Here is a 16,470-nt window from a genome sequence, read left to right as displayed (position 1 = left end):
TTGCCGAAACTGTGGCCGGTTTTAATGGTTGCAGCCGAAGCAATACCGGTTGCCATCATGTAGCTCATAGACGCTAACGTGATCGCTACCTGATGGCTAGCCTGCTCCAATGCTCCAATTTGTCCTGCCATAATTGCTGCAACGGCAAAGGCTCCAATTTCAAATACGTATTGCATGGCGACAGGAGCCCCTATTTTAAAGATACTCGATATTCGTTCGCGACTGACGTGCAACCATTTGAACTCTTTCGTGTAATCTTTAAAGTTTTTGGAGCGTAGTACATATGCCGACATGACCAACATCATCAAAATCCGATCAATTAATGTCGCATAGCCCACACCTACAATTCCCATAGGTTCTATAATCCAAAAGCCTTTCACGAAAAGGATAGCTAAGATGATGTTTAAAACGTTTCCCCATATGGTTATATTCATCGCCTGCCTAGTAAATCCCAATCCTTCTGCAAATTGTTTGAAGGTGTTAAAAATCATCAACGGCATGATCGATATCATCAAAACTAATAGATACGGCTTGGCTGTTTCAACCACACGTGGGTCTTGGTCTAAATGTTCCATCGCATACATTGAACCAAAATTTACTAGAGCGAACAGGATGAATGCCGTGACGATGTTTAACCACAAACTGTTGGAGAGTAACTTGCCGCAGCTTCGTTTGTCACCCTTTCCATTTTCCTTTGCAATTAAAGGAGTAAGGCCATACGAAATGCCTAGTCCAATCACCATCACTACTATAAATACCGAGTGAACTAGGGAAACAGCTGCTAAGGGTATTGTCCCGACAAATTTTCCAACAATTATAGTGTCCGCTGTCTGCACAAGTGTTTGCCCCAGCTGCGATATGATGACCGGTCCGGCCAGGGCGACGGTGCTTAGGTAAAAGCGTTTATTTTCTTTGTAGTAATTTTGTAACATAATAAAGTGGCAAATATAGCGATTCGTCCGGCTCTTTAAACAATAAACTGTATTACCGTTATGTTGAGTGCGACGCAATTTAAACAAGGTAATTATTAATTTGTTGCTAAATAATTACAACAAAAATTTTGACGTAAAGTAAATTTAGACTTACCTTAGTCACATCGAAATGATAAATAAAGTAGAAAAGAGATGATATTAGGTTTTTTGAATATAGGGACGCAAGAGATGATGCTTATAGTTGTCGTTATCTTGTTACTTTTTGGAGGTAAGAAATTGCCGGAATTGGCACGTGGATTGGGACGTGGTATCAGAGAATTCAAAGATGCTTCTGAAGGTATCAAAAAGGAAATTTCGGATCAAATCAATAACTTTGAAAAAGATTTAGATGTAACGGTTGAAGAGGCTAAAGAGGTGCCGAAAACGGCGGAGGTTAGCACGGTGAGTGATGCGGAATCGAATGAGATTGAAACCACAGAATCCGAAGACGAAAAGAAAGCTTTCCCTCAGTTTACAACACCTGAAAACACATTGACACACAATCCAGGACAGCAACCTTCAACTAACGGAGAGCATTATTCGTATGGGTATAATGACCATTTTGCTGCAGATCACCCAGATGCCGACAGTAAACCGTCGGAGGATTCATCAACAGAAAATTCACCAGCAGAAGATCCCACTAAGAAGGTTTAAATAGTTTAAATTATAAAAATAAAAGGCTGTTGGTCGTTGAGGCCAACAGCTTTCTTTTTTCATATTCATTATTTTTTATGGCATACGAAATAGTCATTTCGCAGGAATTAGGAGTAAGTAGTCGGCAAGTGAAAACGACAATTGAATTACTTGATGAAGGCGCAACAATTCCATTTATCTCTCGTTATCGGAAAGAGATGACCGGTAGTTTGGACGAAGTTCAAATTACGAATATAAGGGACAGGGTACAGCAATTAAGAGACCTTGAGAAGCGCAAAGAGGCGGTATTAAAGTCTGTGACAGATCAAGGTAAAATGACGCCAGAACTTCAGGAGCAAATACTTGGAGCGGAAACGATGGCTCTTTTAGAGGATATCTACCTACCTTATAAGCCTAAACGTAAAACTAGAGCTTCGATGGCTCGAGAAAAAGGACTTCAACCGTTGGCAGAAATCTTTTTAGAACAAAAATCAATTGATATTGCGGAGGCAGCCCAGCGTTTTCTTGATATTGATAAAGGTGTGAACACGATTGAAGATGCCTTTGCAGGAGCACGAGATATAATTGCCGAGCAAATATCGGAGGACGCACAAGTGAGGGCGAATACCCGAAAAATATTTTTGGAAAAAGGCCGGTTTGTCACAAAGGTAATTCCAGGTAAAGAAGATCAGGCGCTTAAGTATGCGGATTATTTTGACTGGACCGAAACGCTGAACGATGCGCCGTCACATCGTGTTCTCGCGATGCGGCGGGGAGAGAAAGAGGAGCTTCTTTATCTAGATCTCACCGTGGAGGAACAGTTTGTCATACCGACCCTCGAACGCCAATATATTAAAGGTAGCACCGAGACGGCAAATCAGGTTAGATTGGCTCTTCATGATGGTTATAAAAGACTACTGAAACCCTCTATGGAAACTGAAATACGTGTTTTTACCCGTCAACGCGCTGATCAGGAAGCTATAAAAGTTTTTGCAGATAATGTACGTCAGCTTCTCTTGGGAGCGCCTTTAGGACAAAAGCGCTTATTAGCAATTGATCCGGGGTTCCGCACGGGATGTAAAACGGTTGTACTGGATGCACAAGGGATATTATTAGAGAATACTGCTATTTTTCCACATACGGGTGCAGGGAATGCAGACCAAGCGGCGAAAACGGTGAGACATTTGGTTGAAAAATATAATGTTGAAGCGATAGCGATCGGTAACGGTACAGCAGGACGTGAAACTGAAGAGTTTGTACGGAAGCTGGGGCTCGATGTTACAGTAGTAATGGTCAACGAGTCGGGGGCTTCCATATATTCGGCTTCAGAGGTCGCTCGTGAAGAATTTCCGGACTATGATGTTACAGTTCGCGGAGCAATTTCAATTGGCAGACGTCTTATGGATCCACTTGCAGAGCTTGTAAAAATAGATCCTAAATCAATTGGGGTAGGGCAGTACCAACATGACGTGGATCAAAATAAACTACAAACAGCCCTTGATGATACTGTAGTTTCTTGTGTGAATGCTGTCGGCGTAGAGCTCAATACTGCATCAAAACAAATTTTGGCTTATATTTCAGGTCTTGGCCCCTCGTTGGCGCAACAAATAGTTAACTATAGGACTGCGAATGGCCCCTTTCGTACGCGAAAGGAATTAAAGAAGGTCCCGCGGCTAGGCGAGAAAGCGTTTGAGCAGGCTGCAGGTTTCTTGCGTATACGTGGTGGAGAACACCCTTTAGATGCCTCTGCTGTTCATCCGGAACGTTATTCTTTGGTCGAGAAAATGGCGAATGATTTAAATGCGAAAGTTGGCGATCTACTTGTTGATGAAAAGCTACGCGAACGCATTGATTTGAAGAGTTACGTCACCGATGAGGTTGGTTTACCAACTTTGACTGATATCGTTTCTGAGTTATCTAAGCCGGGACGCGATCCTCGCGATCAATTTGAAGAGTTTTCTTTTACTGACGGGGTAAATAGCGTAGCCGATCTCCGAGTAGGAATGAAGTTACCAGGAATTGTAACCAACATCACGAATTTCGGTGCATTTGTTGATATCGGTGTGCACCAAGATGGACTGGTTCACTTGAGTCAGTTAGCCAACCGGTTTGTAGCAGATCCAAATGAGGTGGTTAAGGTACAACAGAAAGTAATGGTTACTGTTACCGAGGTCGATGAACGTAGGAATAGAATCAGTCTATCCATGAAGACTCAGGAAAAACGTCCTACAGAAAAATCTGGGCGCTTGAAAAAGAATGGGGAAACAGATATGGCAACGAAGTTAGCTGCTTTAGCTAGTAAATTTAAATAATCAAAAAAGGGCAATATATGAATCATTGCCCTTTTGAAGTTTTCCAACGAGACGTTTTAAAAAAAATGATACAGAAAATGCATTACGAGGACTTTCTACAATCTGTCGAAAAGGATCAACACCCACCCGAGGGCTTGAGTATAGCCCTAAAAGCGTTATGGTATGATGCAAAAGGAGATTGGCATGCGGCACACGATTTAATAGACCATTTACAAGATGATGTGTCATCGCGCGTACACGCGTACTTGCACCGTGCCGAAGGCGACCTTTGGAACGCACGATACTGGTATAGGCAATCAAAATCAGACGAGTTTCACGGAGAACTTAAAGAGGAATGGGTGTATCTGGTCAGATCACTTCTTTAGAAATGGTTGTTTAGGGCAACGGCGCGATTCGTTCGTTTATCCCTGAGGGGCTTGTTTTTAATGTATCGTTCGGATCAACCGGTCTTACAGTCTCCGTTTCTTTTAGTTTTTCCTCTATTTTTTTCTTTTCATTCCAAATCCAAAGATTTCTCCAAAAATCAGATAAGGAATTGAATTCTTGCCTGTAAACGAGCCCCACTGCGCTGATATAATCGCTATATGGGGTGAATAGAAAGTTTCTTGTGTTTAATCTATTATAAGCGCGCAATACTAGATTCCCATCATCTCGAAGGCGAAAGGTCAGCTCTGCATCCGTCGCGATTTGATCGGAAAAAAGAGTGAGATCATTTACCTGATTTTTACTCCGATCTGTTACTCCCCCTGTAAAAATTAGACGATCATCAAAGAAACGTAGCGATGCGGATGCATCGTTAAACGAACGAATATTTAAATCTAGGAAATTCATGTTTAGTGATTGGGAGATGACGCTGTTTAGTTGATTAAAAGCGATTTCGGTACCGGCGGAAAGCAAAGTGTTGTTCACTTCCCGCCCAAATTCTTGCGTTGAAGCGGGAGTGAAACTTCGACGAACAATTAAACTAATAGCCTGTTGATTTACATTGTTGATATCACTTAGGTAGCCCTGAAGCTCGTCTTTCACATAAGGATCTTGCGGGAAATTTAATTCGAATGATACGTCCGGTTGTGATAAGCTACCTTTTAGTAACATATCGGCCTGAGCTAAGATGCGGTCGTTATTTTCCGCCCTTCCAGCGGCATTGTAAAGAGGAGCAATCGAAGTTCGTTGCTGATAGCTTGCACTTATGTTGACGATCGCCTCTGCCGGGTTCCCCGCCCAGCGAATAGTTCCTCCTTGCTTCAGATCGAAGTATTTGTTAAAAAAATCCTGTGCCGTAAAATGAAACTTACCGTTTGCTATATGATAATCACCAAACATCTCTAGGTCGCCTAGATTCGATAAACGCAATGAAATATTACCGTTTCCAGTTCCGGTAAGAGATCCTATGTTGTTCTCTAAATTTATCACCGCATCGGGTGTAAGGGCGAGATCCATATTCATAGTAAGCCCCTTGAACAATCGCTTCGTTGCTTTGGCACTGGATTCTGCGGAATCCGGATTCATGAAATATAAGAAATCGCTATCGCTAACCGTTAGCGATGTATTGAACGGAAGAGTAATGGTCGTATTTGCTTCTGAACGTGCATTTATGTTGATTGCCAGTGCGGATGTTGGTCCTGAAAACGAGAAGTTGCCGCTGGCAAAGGCAGTTCCATAGAATAACTCGTTATCGTCACGTTTGGTGTTTAATATTTGCAAATTATTTGCAGCGACTTGAATGTTTATTTCAGGGTCTGAGAGTTTGTTTAGATTAATAGAGCCGTTTGAGCTTGCGATTATGGCGCGTTCATCTTTAAATTGAAAATCTTTAAAAAAGATGTTATTGTTTTCCATGACCGCATGCTGCTCGAGTATCTCATAGCTAGATTGCAGATAGTTAACAAGGAACGACGCTTCTTTTATGTGTGAGAATCCGTTGAATACGGGGCGTTTTAAAGAACCCGTAATCGTTACGTCTCCACTTATGGTGCCGTATAGATCACTGATTAAAGAACGAAGAAACGGTTGAGCGATACCAAGGTCAACATTTCTTGCTCGACCCATTAGAGAGAGTGCATCGTTCGGATTATTAATATTGTAAGTTCCATTTAAATCGATACCGTCACCATCAATATCTCTTAATTCTGAAGAAAGATGAATTATTCCAAAATTCGGGTCATAATCGGCATTTATACTCAGGTTTCCTATTGGGAGATTGTTGTACACGATGGGTGTAGTGGTGATATGAGCTGAAAGGTTTGGGGACGCAAATACAGAATTTAATCGCAGATCACCACTTAAATTACCCACGAGTTGTATTCCCAATGGTTTTGTAATCCCCGAAAGTGAACTAAGGCTGAAATCATGAAAAGTGATGTTCAAGTCATCATCTTGGTTGGACAAAATTCCGTCCAGTTTAATTTCTTGGCGATCACGTTTAAATTGGAGGTTGTTTAGATAAATCTTACCTTTTGAAACGCGCAGTTCAGCTTCCTGATTAATGCTCCACTGTTCGTTATTAAGGACAATGTCTGATTTGTTTAATCGAATATACGCAGGTTTGTTATGGGCAAAATGAATGTTTCCATTTAAGTTAATATAATTTGCTCGATCTGTCTCCGAGAGAGCAATTTCGAAATTCAAACTATCGTTTGCAAGTACGTTGGCTATTTTAATGTTATCAATATAAGTTGAGTCTGTGAAATTTAATCTGTCTGCAGATATGTCTAACGAGAAGTCAGTGTCGTCGGCATTTTCCAATAGTGTCAGGTTCTTCAAGCGGATGCCTTTGTAGGTAACAATGGGGCTAAATGCTTGGAAAGTTGCCGTATAATTATCGGAAGAAAAATTTGCTGACAAATTTGCACCGTCATCAAGCTTCAGGTTGGGGTCGAAAAGCGCAGAGATAGGCGCAAAAGACTTTATATCTAGCTTTAGATCGAAATTTTGAGGATTGTAGGGTTTGGATTCTATATTGATGGCGGGAGCGTAACGCATCGCCAATGAACGGAAATAGGGACCAATGGTATTAAGGTCTATTTGACCATTCATTGAACCGTCTACGACATCAGATTTAATGGTTAGTCGTTTGTTTTGTTCATCACCGTCGGAGGAAAAATTAAGATAACCCATCATAAATTCTCCTCGGGAACTACTAAACTGTAGATGAGAAGAAGTGATTTCGCCATTTAGCGAGTTTAACGAGTTTCCATGTAGATCACCTTTGATATTTGAATTGCTTATGACGATACTGTCTTTATCGAATATATTTAATTTCTTTAAATCGAGCGTCTGTATAACAGAGGAGAACTGATATAGAGGGACCTGTTCCGATAGATTGACCTTCCCATCGTAGGTTAACGAGGCAAAAGGGTCGTCTATTTTTCCGTTTACGACAAATATTTCATCGGCTATTTCACCCTGAAATTTTAAATTTTGGTAGGTGTATTTGTGAAAATTAATGTCCTGAAGATCTCCCGATGCCCGCAGATATAAGGATTCGCGACGAGAACCTTCTCCTTCAAAATCTATATTAAATCCAGTCGTTTCGATATTTTTAGCATTTATTATGGTGCCTAAATCGAAAGATGGACTTATAATTTTTCCGCTATAGGAAAGCGTTGGCTTCAATATTATCTTTGACTCAGTTTCAATCGTGCCAAGTTTGGTTTGTGCTATTCCATCGACTTCAAACTGGTGGTAAAATCCCTTCGCGACGCCTTTGTAAGAAACATTTCCTAATTGGTGGAGCTGTAAAGGAAGGCGAAGATCCTTAACATTTGTTAATGAGGGAATCAAGTCTTCTAATTCTTCAGCGGAGGTTTCCAGGGATGCAATTTTGAAGTCAAATAATGTGTTTTCAATTTTGGGTAGTCCATCTATAGAGAAATCACCTTTAAAGCTTGTATTGCGCTTAGTACGGAGTATGACGTCGTTTGCTTGGATATGTTCAACTGTTCCCGCTAGGGATGCTTGTTGGATGTCGGCGGTAAAGTTAACTTTTACGATCTCTGGTGCAAATAGCGCGATATCGCGTGAATCGACAAAGGAGTTATTTAGAGACCCCTCCATTTTGACTTTCGTAATGAAATCTCCAAAATCGGAAAAACTATTGTAGCTCATCATAAGATAATTTCCAACTTTAGAGCGGTTTGTTTGTACTCTTAGGTTCGTGAACTCCATCATCGAATTAGACACGAAAGATTTTGCGCTGAACTCCTTAACCCGTAGTCCACTTTTATCTGTGAACTGAAGTTTTTTTATATCTGAGGAAACGTGATTCTCATCGTACTCTATGTCGTTGAATGATCCGCTGATTTGCGTTAATTCTAGGGCATTAAAATTGATCGCATTCTTCTTTCGAGATTTAAAGCGATGGTCCGTAAATCGCATTTCGTTGTCGAACAATTCTATCTGTTGAATTTCTAATTCTAACTTCGCGGAAGGCGCGTCATCTTCTTTTTTGTCAGAAGAGAAATAGTCAATTATGAACGTAGCATTCGAACTATCCTGAAAGATTTCATAATTCAGGAACGCTTCCTGAATATCTAATTTTTTTACAACAATCTTGTTTGAAAGTATTTTCGTAAGTGAGAGTCCCGCGGTTATATTTTTTGCATAAAACAGCTTGTTGCCTTTTTGGTCATTAATTAATAGCGATTGTAATTCCAGCGATCGAAATGGTTTTAGGTAAACCCGGCCTATGGATATATCGGTGTCTAGTTGGCTACTTAAAAAACTTGCTACTTTTTTAGATACATAAGTTTGAACCGCTGCAAATTGGAGAGCTAGAATCACGCCGATGCTAAGCAAGAAAATGCTTAGTAGGGTGATGGACGTTATTTTAAGTATTTTTTTGATATTTTTGTATTCTATTTAAAAATCTGCACAATGGCTGTAATCTTGGGTATCGAATCTTCTTGCGACGAAACTTCTGCCTCTATTTGTATAGACGGTGAAATTAAATCAAATATTATAGCCAGTCAAGCTATTCACGCAAAATATGGTGGTGTTGTACCTGAATTAGCCTCACGTGTACACCAGCAGAATATCATACCAACGGTTGATCAAGCTATTCAGCTTGCTAAAATACACAAAAATGACGTTGATGCGGTAGCTTTTACTCGCGGACCTGGACTTTTAGGTGCATTACTTGTTGGAACTTCATTTGCGAAGTCGTTCGCATTAGCTCGTCAGATTCCGTTAATAGAGGTTAATCATATGCAGGCACATATTTTAGCGCATTTTATAGACAATCCGAAACCAGAATTTCCGTTTTTATGTTTGACTGTTTCGGGAGGGCATACGCAGATTGTTCTTGTGAAAGATTTCTTTGAAATGGAGCTTTTAGGACAAACACTAGACGATGCTGCAGGAGAAGCTTTTGATAAAACTGCCAAGATATTAAAATTACCATATCCTGGTGGTCCGTTAATTGATAAATATGCACAACAGGGAAATGCCACGGCTTTCAAACTTCCCGAACCTCAAATTCCAGGACTTGATTTTAGTTTTTCAGGATTAAAGACCGCTATACTTTATATGGTTCAAGCGGAAGAAAGGAAAGATCCTAGTTTTTTAGATAAGAGAATTGCTGACGTATGTGCTTCGGTGCAGGAGCGAATAGTAACTATTTTACTGAACAAATTGAATAAAGCTGTTCAGCAGACTGGGGTAAAACAGGTGGCTATTGCGGGAGGTGTGTCTGCCAACTCCGGACTCCGTCAACAATTAACAGAGATGGGAGCTCGTTATGGCTGGCAGGTCTTTATTCCTAAGTTTGAATATTGTACCGATAATGCGGCTATGATTGCTATTGCGGGGTATCAAAAGTATTTACGTCAAGAGTTCGTCGGTCAAGATATAGCGCCTTTGGCTCGAATGCATTTTTAAAGACTGGAAGGCATTCCGTTTTTAATCTGTGGTTTTTAGTGCTAGAGGGTGTCGATAAGTTTTTGAAGCCATCGTTTGATGATAGCGGAAACTTCATAGTTTTCGCGTCGGGCGAACTTTAACATCACTTGTTCAAGGTTGGCAATCATGTCAAGATATTCTGGAAAGCCCCCTTCTATGTCTCTGTAATCAGATATAATATCGACTAAATAACAATAGATATCGTACTCCACGAAGTTTTGCTGATCAACGCTTTGATTGTCTTCCCACTCTCCGTCAGGGAAAAATCCCGCGAGGACCTCATTATGGGCAGTTAAATGATGTTCTCGTGTATGTAGAAATGCTTCGTATATCGATTCTTTTTCGGTGATGAGACTATCGTAGACCGTTGATATTCGATCTTGAATTTCGGTCTCTTTTGATACTATTGTCATGACGAATTAATTTAAGGTGAATCCTAACAATTATAGTATTGAAAATATTTAACAATCAAATATTACTAAAAGTTTTACAATATTGAAATTAAAGCGTTGGTCTTTTGTCTTTTATGTTTTTTTTCGGCATGAAATAACGTTAATATATAATGATTCGGATAAAAAATAAGCAAATTTGAATTACCATGATAGAAGAAAAAAATATAGGCGGTGTCAAGTTGGAAATTTGCGCGAACTCGTCCTTTTCAGCTCTCCAAGCAGAATTGGGCGGGGCAAGTAGAGTGGAGTTATGTCAAAATTTAGAAAATGGAGGTACAACTCCTTCCTACGCACAAATTAAATTGGCTCGTGCAGCGTTAAGCATAGGGTTGCACGTATTGGTGCGACCTCGTGCGGGTGATTTTTTATATAGCGATGCTGAATTTCAAGAGATGTTAACTGACATTACGTTTTGTAAAGAGCAAAACTGTGACGGAGTTGTTGTCGGGATATTGAATGCTGATGGTTCAATAGATATGGAACGGAACGCCGTGTTGGTCGCGCATGCAAAGCCGATGACGGTCGTGTTTCATCGGGCGTTTGACCGATGTAAAGATCCGGAGCAAGCCCTGCAAGATGTTATCTCTTTAGGTTTTGACAGGATTCTTACTTCGGGTTTGAGGGATACGGCAGTGCAGGGACAGGACTTAATAAGGTCGCTAATCGAAAAAGCGGACAATCGAATTGAAATAATGCCTGGTTCAGGGGTAAATGAAGATAACATCATCGCCCTTTTAGACCATACCAAGGCAAAATCAATACATAGCTCGGCGAAGACTGTGATATCGTCAAAAATGAGCTTTCATAATTCGGAGCTGTCGGGAATGGACGAGCCTACAATGCAAACAAGTAGAGCGACGGTAGAAACATTGTGTTTGTTGTTGAAAAACAGAATGGCGAATCACACATAAAAAAAGAGAACCATTGGTTCTCTTTTTTTATGTGTGATTTTCGAAAAAACTTATTTTGCCTGTGCAGCAAGTTTGTTCAAAATTTCGTCGTTTTTTGTAATCTGACTGTGTTTAGGCATTTCACTTTTTGAACCTAGTTCAATGTTGCGCCCTAATTTTAAAAACTGTACTTCAACACGTGCAACAGTTTTATTTCTTCTATCTTTTCTTTTTAAACGTGTAACTCCCATTATGATATCTTTTATTAGTCAATAAAACGAGGTCGGAAGCGGATTCGAACCGCTGTAGGAGGTTTTGCAGACCTCAGCCTAGCCACTCGGCCATCCGACCCTTTCCCCTTTAAGGGAATGCAAAAATAAACTTTACTTTTGATATTTACAAAGTTCCGTTGAAAAAGATTGGATTTAATTTCGTGTTCCTGATTAATAGTGGATTTGTCGTCATTCTTTGTTTTTTGTTTTTTAAATTAATTAACTGATATACAGTCTGTTGTTTTAGTTTATGTGCTTTTATTTTTTTTTGGTTCAAAACTTGCACTACTGAGCGTATTAAACAAAAAGGAATAACGTATGAAAAAGATTTTACTTTCATTAGGCGCAGCGTTTTTATTAGCTGCTGGTGCTCAGGCACAAACTAGTTTTGGTTTAAAAGCAGGTGTTAACTTAGGTAAGTATAGCAATGTTCCTGCTGATATGGAAGACTATTCAAAAATGAATCCATCATTTTATGTGACAGGTTATGCAGATTTACCAGTCGCTCCTCAATTCTCGATTCAACCGGGTATATCCTTGCAAGGTAAGGGTGCAAAGTATAAGGCGGACGGAGATAACTTTGATGGTTCGGCAACTACGAACGTGATGGCGATTGAAATTCCGGTTAATGCAGTGTATTACATTCCTGCTGGTTACTCAGGCTCAGTATTTTTAGGAGCGGGACCATATGTTGGATATTCACTTAGCGGAAAGACGAAACTTAAGGGTGACTTTTCAGATATGTCTGGAGAAGCTGAATATGACGTTGATTTCACGGGAGATGATAAAGATCAAAAACCATTTGATTTTGGTGTAAACTTCTTAGCAGGTTATAAATTGTCGAACGGATTTTTAGTTAACGCTGGATATGGTCTAGGGTTGTCGAATTTATCTCCATCAGAAGGTAGCGATAACAAATTCTCTAACCGCGTACTATCATTTGGTGTAGGCTACCAATTTTAATTGTAGCTGGTACGAATCTTAAAAGATTCTGAAAAGTGGTTGATCTGAGTAGGTCAACCACTTTTTTGCATACTATAAAGAGGAACGTATCCCAAAGGTGTTTTTAGAATCGAATATGCGCCTATTAAGGATTAGTTGACCAAAGAGATGCAGACTTTAACATTGCGCGGCGAGGTAGCTTTAAATTAGCTATAATTAGCTCTGCAAAATCTTCCGGTTGTAAGACGGTATCCGGATTACCATCAGTCAGTTGAAGTTCTTTGGACATGTCAGAAGCGATCGTACTAGGCATGAGGGTACATACTCGGATGTTGTTTTTACGTACTTCTCGCATTAGTGAATCAGAAAACCCGATAACGGCAAATTTACTTGCGCTGTAAGCTGATGTATTGGCAGCGCCGTTTAATCCAGCTGTTGAAGCGACATTAATGATGTCTCCTTGGTTTTTGTTAAGCAATTGTGGAAGCACCGCCTTGGTAACGTAATAGGTGCCCAAGATGTTTGTTTGGATTATTTGAGCCCATAGGACGGGGTCCATCTCGTTAACAGCCCCAAACGCGGCGATACCGGCGTTGTTGATAAGAATATCAAACACTCCAAAACTATTTGTTAGTGTTTCAATCGCCTGATTTACCTCTTCAAGGTTTCCCACGTCAAATACGGCATAGGTAGCCTTCACTCCGAAGGTTTTTATCTGTTCTACGGTTGCCTTTAAATAGTCAACATTTCTTCCTGTTATAGCGACGTTTACGCCCTCGGCAGCGAGAGCTAGCGCGGTCGCTTTGCCAAGGCCACGACCTCCGCCAGTTACTAATGCATATTTTCCAGTTATATTTTCCATGAACAAAATTAACCAATTCTTTCTATCGGTTCAGTATCTGCAATGTCAAAATGCGGGCAGGTCCGAAACAAAAAAAGCCATCTTATTATGCATAAGATGACTTTCTTTTTTTTTAAATTGAAATCTATCACACTTTGATTTCAACTTCAACGCCTGAAGGCAATTCAAGTTTCATCAACGCGTCAACAGTTTTAGAGTTTGAAGAATAAATATCTAACAATCTCTTGTATGCACACAATTGGAATTGTTCACGTGCTTTTTTGTTAACGTGTGGTGAGCGTAAAACGGTATAGATTTTTTTCTCAGTAGGCAATGGGATAGGACCACTAACGACTGCACCTGTAGGTTTTACTGTTTTTACGATTTTTTCAGCTGATTTGTCAACTAAGTTGTAATCGTAAGATTTCAATTTAATTCTGATTCTTTGGCTCATTTTATTTGTTTTTAAGATAGCCTCCCATTAGAGCTATTCACAACAGGAGGCTGGTTTATTTTTCGATCAAAGATTAGTCTTCGATGCCTTTAACTTTACCTTTGGATTTTGCTATTACCTCTTCAGCTACGTTGCGCGGAGCTTCAGCAAAGTGGTCAAACTCCATTGTCGAACTTGCACGTCCCGAAGTGATCGTACGTAACTGTGTTACATAACCAAACATTTCCGAAAGTGGTACCAATGCTTTGATAACCTGAGCTCCCGCACGAGAGTCAAGCCCTTGCATTTGACCGCGGCGACGATTTAAATCACCCATTACATCACCCATATTTTCTTCTGGTGTCAAAACCTCAATTTTCATGATAGGTTCCATCAATACAGGAGAACATTTAGGTAAAGCTTCGCGGTAAGCCATTTTCGCCGCTAATTCGAATGATAGTGAATCTGAATCGACTGCGTGGAATGAACCATCGATCAAGCGAACTTTCATTCCTGAAAGTGGGTATCCAGCTAATACACCGTTTTTAAGGGATACTTCAAATCCTTTTTGAACTGAAGGGATATATTCTTTTGGAATTTTACCACCAACAATCTCATTTACGAATTGAAGAGCTGATTTAGATGGATCGTAATCATCATCAATAGGAGAGATAACAACTTTGATGTCAGCGAATTTACCACGACCACCTGATTGTTTCTTGTAAACCTCACGGTGTTCGGTAGTTCCTGTAATAGACTCTTTGTATGATACCTGAGGAGCTCCTTGATTAACTTCAACTTTGAATTCGCGTTTTAGACGGTCAATTAAGATCTCCAAGTGAAGCTCACCCATACCAGATATTACTGTTTGACCAGTTTCTTCATCTGTTTTTACAACGAATGTAGGATCCTCTTCAGCAAGTTTGCCTAAACCAATACCTAGTTTATCAACGTCAGCTTGGGTTTTAGGTTCGATCGCTAAACCAATAACTGGCTCAGGGAAAACCATTGATTCAAGAACAATCGGTGATTTTTCGTCACAAAGTGTATCACCTGTCTTGATGTCTTTAAAACCTACTACCGCACCAATATCACCAGCCTCGATAAAAGGGATAGGATTTTGTTTGTTAGCATGCATCTGGAAGATACGTGAGATACGCTCTTTGTTTCCTGAACGAGTGTTCAATACGTATGAACCAGCATCTAATTTTCCCGAATAAGCACGGATAAAACATAGACGACCTACGAATGGGTCAGTCGCGATTTTGAAACCTAACGCGGCGAAAGGTTCATTAACTGATGGTTTACGTTCGATTTCCTCGCCTGTATTAGGATTAGTCCCTGTTACTGCCTCTACATCCAAAGGAGAAGGTAGCAGCTCCATTACTAGGTCAAGCATTGTTTGTACACCTTTGTTTTTAAATGATGAACCACATACCATCGGCACGATCGCATTATCTAATACAGCGGCACGTAATGCGTTTAAGATTTCACGCTCAGTTAATGAATTCGGATCGTCGAAGAATTTCTCCATCAAAGATTCGTCGTAACCAGCTACAGCTTCTAAAAGCTTTTCACGGTATTCTGCAACTTCCTCAAGCATATCCTCAGGAATAGGAACTTCTGTAAAGGTCATACCTTTATCTGCTTCGTTCCAAACGATACCGCGGTTGTTGATCAAATCAACAACGCCTGTGAATGTGTCCTCAGCTCCGATCGGCAGCTGTAAAGCGATTGCATCGGATCCCAACATATCCTTTACTTGTTTTACAACTTTCAAGAAATCAGCACCTGAACGGTCCATTTTGTTGACAAAGCCAATACGAGGAACTTTGTAACCATCAGCTAACCGCCAGTTTGTTTCCGATTGAGGTTCTACACCATCAACAGCCGAAAACAAAAATACTAGTCCGTCTAATACGCGAAGTGAACGGTTTACTTCTACTGTAAAGTCAACGTGACCCGGAGTATCTATAACGTTTACTTGGTATCTGTTATTACGATAATTCCAGAAAACAGTTGTTGCAGCTGAAGTAATGGTAATACCACGCTCTGCTTCTTGCTCCATCCAGTCCATGGTGGAAGCTCCTTCGTGAACTTCACCTATTTTATGGTTTACTCCTGAGTAATAAAGAATACGCTCCGTAGTCGTAGTTTTTCCAGCATCGATGTGTGCAGCGATACCGATATTTCTAGTGAATTTTAAGTCTCTTGCCATGTTATTTTTGCCTAGTGGCTAATTATTATTGCAATGTTTTAAATCGAATACACCGACAGTGATAAAGGAAAAATCTATTATCGAAAGTCGGTGTATTCATATTTTGTTCTTGGTGTTCAAGACTAGAACCTGAAGTGTGAGAACGCTTTGTTAGCTTCCGCCATTTTGTGCGTATCTTCTTTCTTCTTAACAGCAGCACCTTCACCTTTAGAAGCTGAGATGATTTCTCCTGCTAATTTCTCGAACATATTTTTTTCTCCACGTTTACGAGCGTAAGAAATTAACCACTTCATACCTAAAGCGATTTTACGGTCGGGACGTACTTCCATAGGAACTTGGAAGTTTGCACCACCCACACGACGAGATTTAACTTCTACAGCTGGCATTACGTTGTTCAACGCTTTTTTCCATGCTTCAAGACCGTTCTCTTGTGTTTTTTGCTCTACTAATTCTACTGCGTCGTAAAAAATTGAATATGCTGTAGATTTTTTACCATCTACCATCATGTTGTTTACAAAGCGTGTTACCTGAGTGTCGTTAAACTTTGGGTCAGGTAAAATGATTCTCTTTTTTGGTTTTGATTTTCTCATTTTCTTGTCCTCCGTTTA

The 16,470-nt window shown here is 40.2% G+C and carries 14 protein-coding genes and 1 tRNA gene; 6 read left to right on the top strand and 9 right to left on the bottom strand.

Translation table 11 applies throughout. The features are described from left to right. A partial coding sequence (locus HP439_RS05755) for an MATE family efflux transporter (protein WP_172389390.1) occupies positions 1–932 on the bottom strand: 932 nt, incomplete at its 3' end. Between the two features lie 192 nt (positions 933–1,124). Here HP439_RS05755 and HP439_RS05750 point away from each other — a divergent pair. The 3 genes from HP439_RS05750 to HP439_RS05740 all read left to right on the top strand — a co-directional run bounded on the left by HP439_RS05750 (position 1,125) and on the right by HP439_RS05740 (position 4,281). Beyond that, positions 1,125–1,625 (top strand): Sec-independent protein translocase subunit TatA/TatB, encoded by a 501-nt coding sequence (locus HP439_RS05750; RefSeq protein WP_172389389.1) that lies wholly within the window; start codon positions 1,125–1,127, stop codon positions 1,623–1,625. 77 nt (positions 1,626–1,702) lie between these two features. Further along, complete coding sequence (locus HP439_RS05745) at positions 1,703–3,916, top strand: Tex family protein (RefSeq protein ID WP_172389388.1); 2,214 nt, start codon at positions 1,703–1,705, stop codon at positions 3,914–3,916. A 65-nt stretch (positions 3,917–3,981) separates the two neighbouring features. Next, the gene (locus HP439_RS05740) at positions 3,982–4,281 is read left to right on the top strand and encodes a hypothetical protein (RefSeq protein ID WP_246229269.1); all 300 of its coding nucleotides are present in this window, start codon (positions 3,982–3,984) and stop codon (positions 4,279–4,281) included. 10 nt (positions 4,282–4,291) lie between these two features. Here HP439_RS05740 and HP439_RS05735 read toward each other — a convergent pair whose 3' ends face one another. After that, positions 4,292–8,698, bottom strand: a complete 4,407-nt coding sequence (locus tag HP439_RS05735) for a translocation/assembly module TamB domain-containing protein (protein ID WP_343043513.1) — start codon at positions 8,696–8,698, stop codon at positions 4,292–4,294. Positions 8,699–8,791: 93 nt separating this feature from the next. Here HP439_RS05735 and tsaD point away from each other — a divergent pair, with 93 nt between their 5' ends. Then, positions 8,792–9,793, top strand: a complete 1,002-nt coding sequence (gene tsaD / locus HP439_RS05730; protein ID WP_172389387.1) for a tRNA (adenosine(37)-N6)-threonylcarbamoyltransferase complex transferase subunit TsaD — start codon at positions 8,792–8,794, stop codon at positions 9,791–9,793. Between the two features lie 41 nt (positions 9,794–9,834). On the opposite strand, the gene HP439_RS05725 is transcribed toward tsaD, so the two are convergent. After that, positions 9,835–10,227, bottom strand: a complete 393-nt coding sequence (locus tag HP439_RS05725) for a hypothetical protein (RefSeq protein WP_172389386.1) — start codon at positions 10,225–10,227, stop codon at positions 9,835–9,837. A gap of 185 nt (positions 10,228–10,412) precedes the next feature. Between HP439_RS05725 and HP439_RS05720 the strand changes: the two genes are divergently transcribed. Beyond that, positions 10,413–11,177 (top strand): copper homeostasis protein CutC, encoded by a 765-nt coding sequence (locus tag HP439_RS05720; protein ID WP_172389385.1) that lies wholly within the window; start codon positions 10,413–10,415, stop codon positions 11,175–11,177. 50 nt (positions 11,178–11,227) lie between these two features. Here HP439_RS05720 and HP439_RS05715 read toward each other — a convergent pair whose 3' ends face one another. Together HP439_RS05715 and HP439_RS05710 are read right to left on the bottom strand one after the other, a co-directional pair. After that, positions 11,228–11,407, bottom strand: coding sequence for a spore protein (locus HP439_RS05715; RefSeq protein ID WP_172389384.1), 180 nt, complete (start codon positions 11,405–11,407; stop codon positions 11,228–11,230). A gap of 29 nt (positions 11,408–11,436) precedes the next feature. Continuing rightward, positions 11,437–11,507 (bottom strand) — tRNA-Cys (locus tag HP439_RS05710). Positions 11,508–11,746: 239 nt separating this feature from the next. Here HP439_RS05710 and HP439_RS05705 point away from each other — a divergent pair. After that, complete coding sequence (locus tag HP439_RS05705; protein WP_172389383.1) at positions 11,747–12,391, top strand: porin family protein; 645 nt, start codon at positions 11,747–11,749, stop codon at positions 12,389–12,391. 124 nt (positions 12,392–12,515) lie between these two features. Here the strand turns inward: HP439_RS05705 and HP439_RS05700 are convergent, their stop codons facing one another. The 4 genes from HP439_RS05700 to rpsG form a co-directional block, all read right to left on the bottom strand. Then, on the bottom strand, positions 12,516–13,232 hold the full coding sequence (locus tag HP439_RS05700) for a 3-ketoacyl-ACP reductase (RefSeq protein ID WP_172389382.1): 717 nt from the start codon (positions 13,230–13,232) through the stop codon (positions 12,516–12,518). Positions 13,233–13,359: 127 nt separating this feature from the next. Continuing rightward, a complete protein-coding gene (gene rpsJ / locus HP439_RS05695) occupies positions 13,360–13,665 on the bottom strand; it encodes a 30S ribosomal protein S10 (RefSeq protein ID WP_002993539.1) in 306 nt (101 codons plus the stop codon). Positions 13,666–13,738: 73 nt separating this feature from the next. Next, positions 13,739–15,862: an elongation factor G gene (gene fusA / locus HP439_RS05690; protein WP_172389381.1), complete on the bottom strand. Its 2,124-nt coding sequence runs from the start codon at positions 15,860–15,862 to the stop codon at positions 13,739–13,741. Positions 15,863–15,984: 122 nt separating this feature from the next. Next, on the bottom strand, positions 15,985–16,452 hold the full coding sequence (rpsG, locus tag HP439_RS05685) for a 30S ribosomal protein S7 (protein ID WP_172389380.1): 468 nt from the start codon (positions 16,450–16,452) through the stop codon (positions 15,985–15,987). Positions 16,453–16,470 lie beyond the last annotated feature (18 nt).

This window comes from Sphingobacterium shayense (genome assembly GCF_013179575.1).
Lineage (GTDB): Bacteria > Bacteroidota > Bacteroidia > Sphingobacteriales > Sphingobacteriaceae > Sphingobacterium > Sphingobacterium shayense.
The sequence above is the reverse complement of the archived record's forward strand: the minus strand, read 5'-3'. Positions and strand labels throughout refer to the sequence as shown.

Bases quoted from the DNA above. Each gene is read 5' to 3' on its own strand.
- HP439_RS05750 (WP_172389389.1), top strand. From the start codon at position 1,125: ATGATATTAGGTTTTTTGAATATAGGGACGCAAGAGATGATGCTTATA.
- HP439_RS05745 (WP_172389388.1), top strand. From the start codon at position 1,703: ATGGCATACGAAATAGTCATTTCGCAGGAATTAGGAGTAAGTAGTCGG.
- HP439_RS05740 (WP_246229269.1), top strand. From the start codon at position 3,982: ATGATACAGAAAATGCATTACGAGGACTTTCTACAATCTGTCGAAAAG.
- tsaD (WP_172389387.1), top strand. From the start codon at position 8,792: ATGGCTGTAATCTTGGGTATCGAATCTTCTTGCGACGAAACTTCTGCC.
- HP439_RS05725 (WP_172389386.1), bottom strand. From the start codon at position 10,227: ATGACAATAGTATCAAAAGAGACCGAAATTCAAGATCGAATATCAACG.
- HP439_RS05720 (WP_172389385.1), top strand. From the start codon at position 10,413: ATGATAGAAGAAAAAAATATAGGCGGTGTCAAGTTGGAAATTTGCGCG.
- HP439_RS05715 (WP_172389384.1), bottom strand. From the start codon at position 11,407: ATGGGAGTTACACGTTTAAAAAGAAAAGATAGAAGAAATAAAACTGTT.
- HP439_RS05705 (WP_172389383.1), top strand. From the start codon at position 11,747: ATGAAAAAGATTTTACTTTCATTAGGCGCAGCGTTTTTATTAGCTGCT.
- HP439_RS05700 (WP_172389382.1), bottom strand. From the start codon at position 13,232: ATGGAAAATATAACTGGAAAATATGCATTAGTAACTGGCGGAGGTCGT.
- rpsJ (WP_002993539.1), bottom strand. From the start codon at position 13,665: ATGAGCCAAAGAATCAGAATTAAATTGAAATCTTACGATTACAACTTA.
- fusA (WP_172389381.1), bottom strand. From the start codon at position 15,862: ATGGCAAGAGACTTAAAATTCACTAGAAATATCGGTATCGCTGCACAC.
- rpsG (WP_172389380.1), bottom strand. From the start codon at position 16,452: ATGAGAAAATCAAAACCAAAAAAGAGAATCATTTTACCTGACCCAAAG.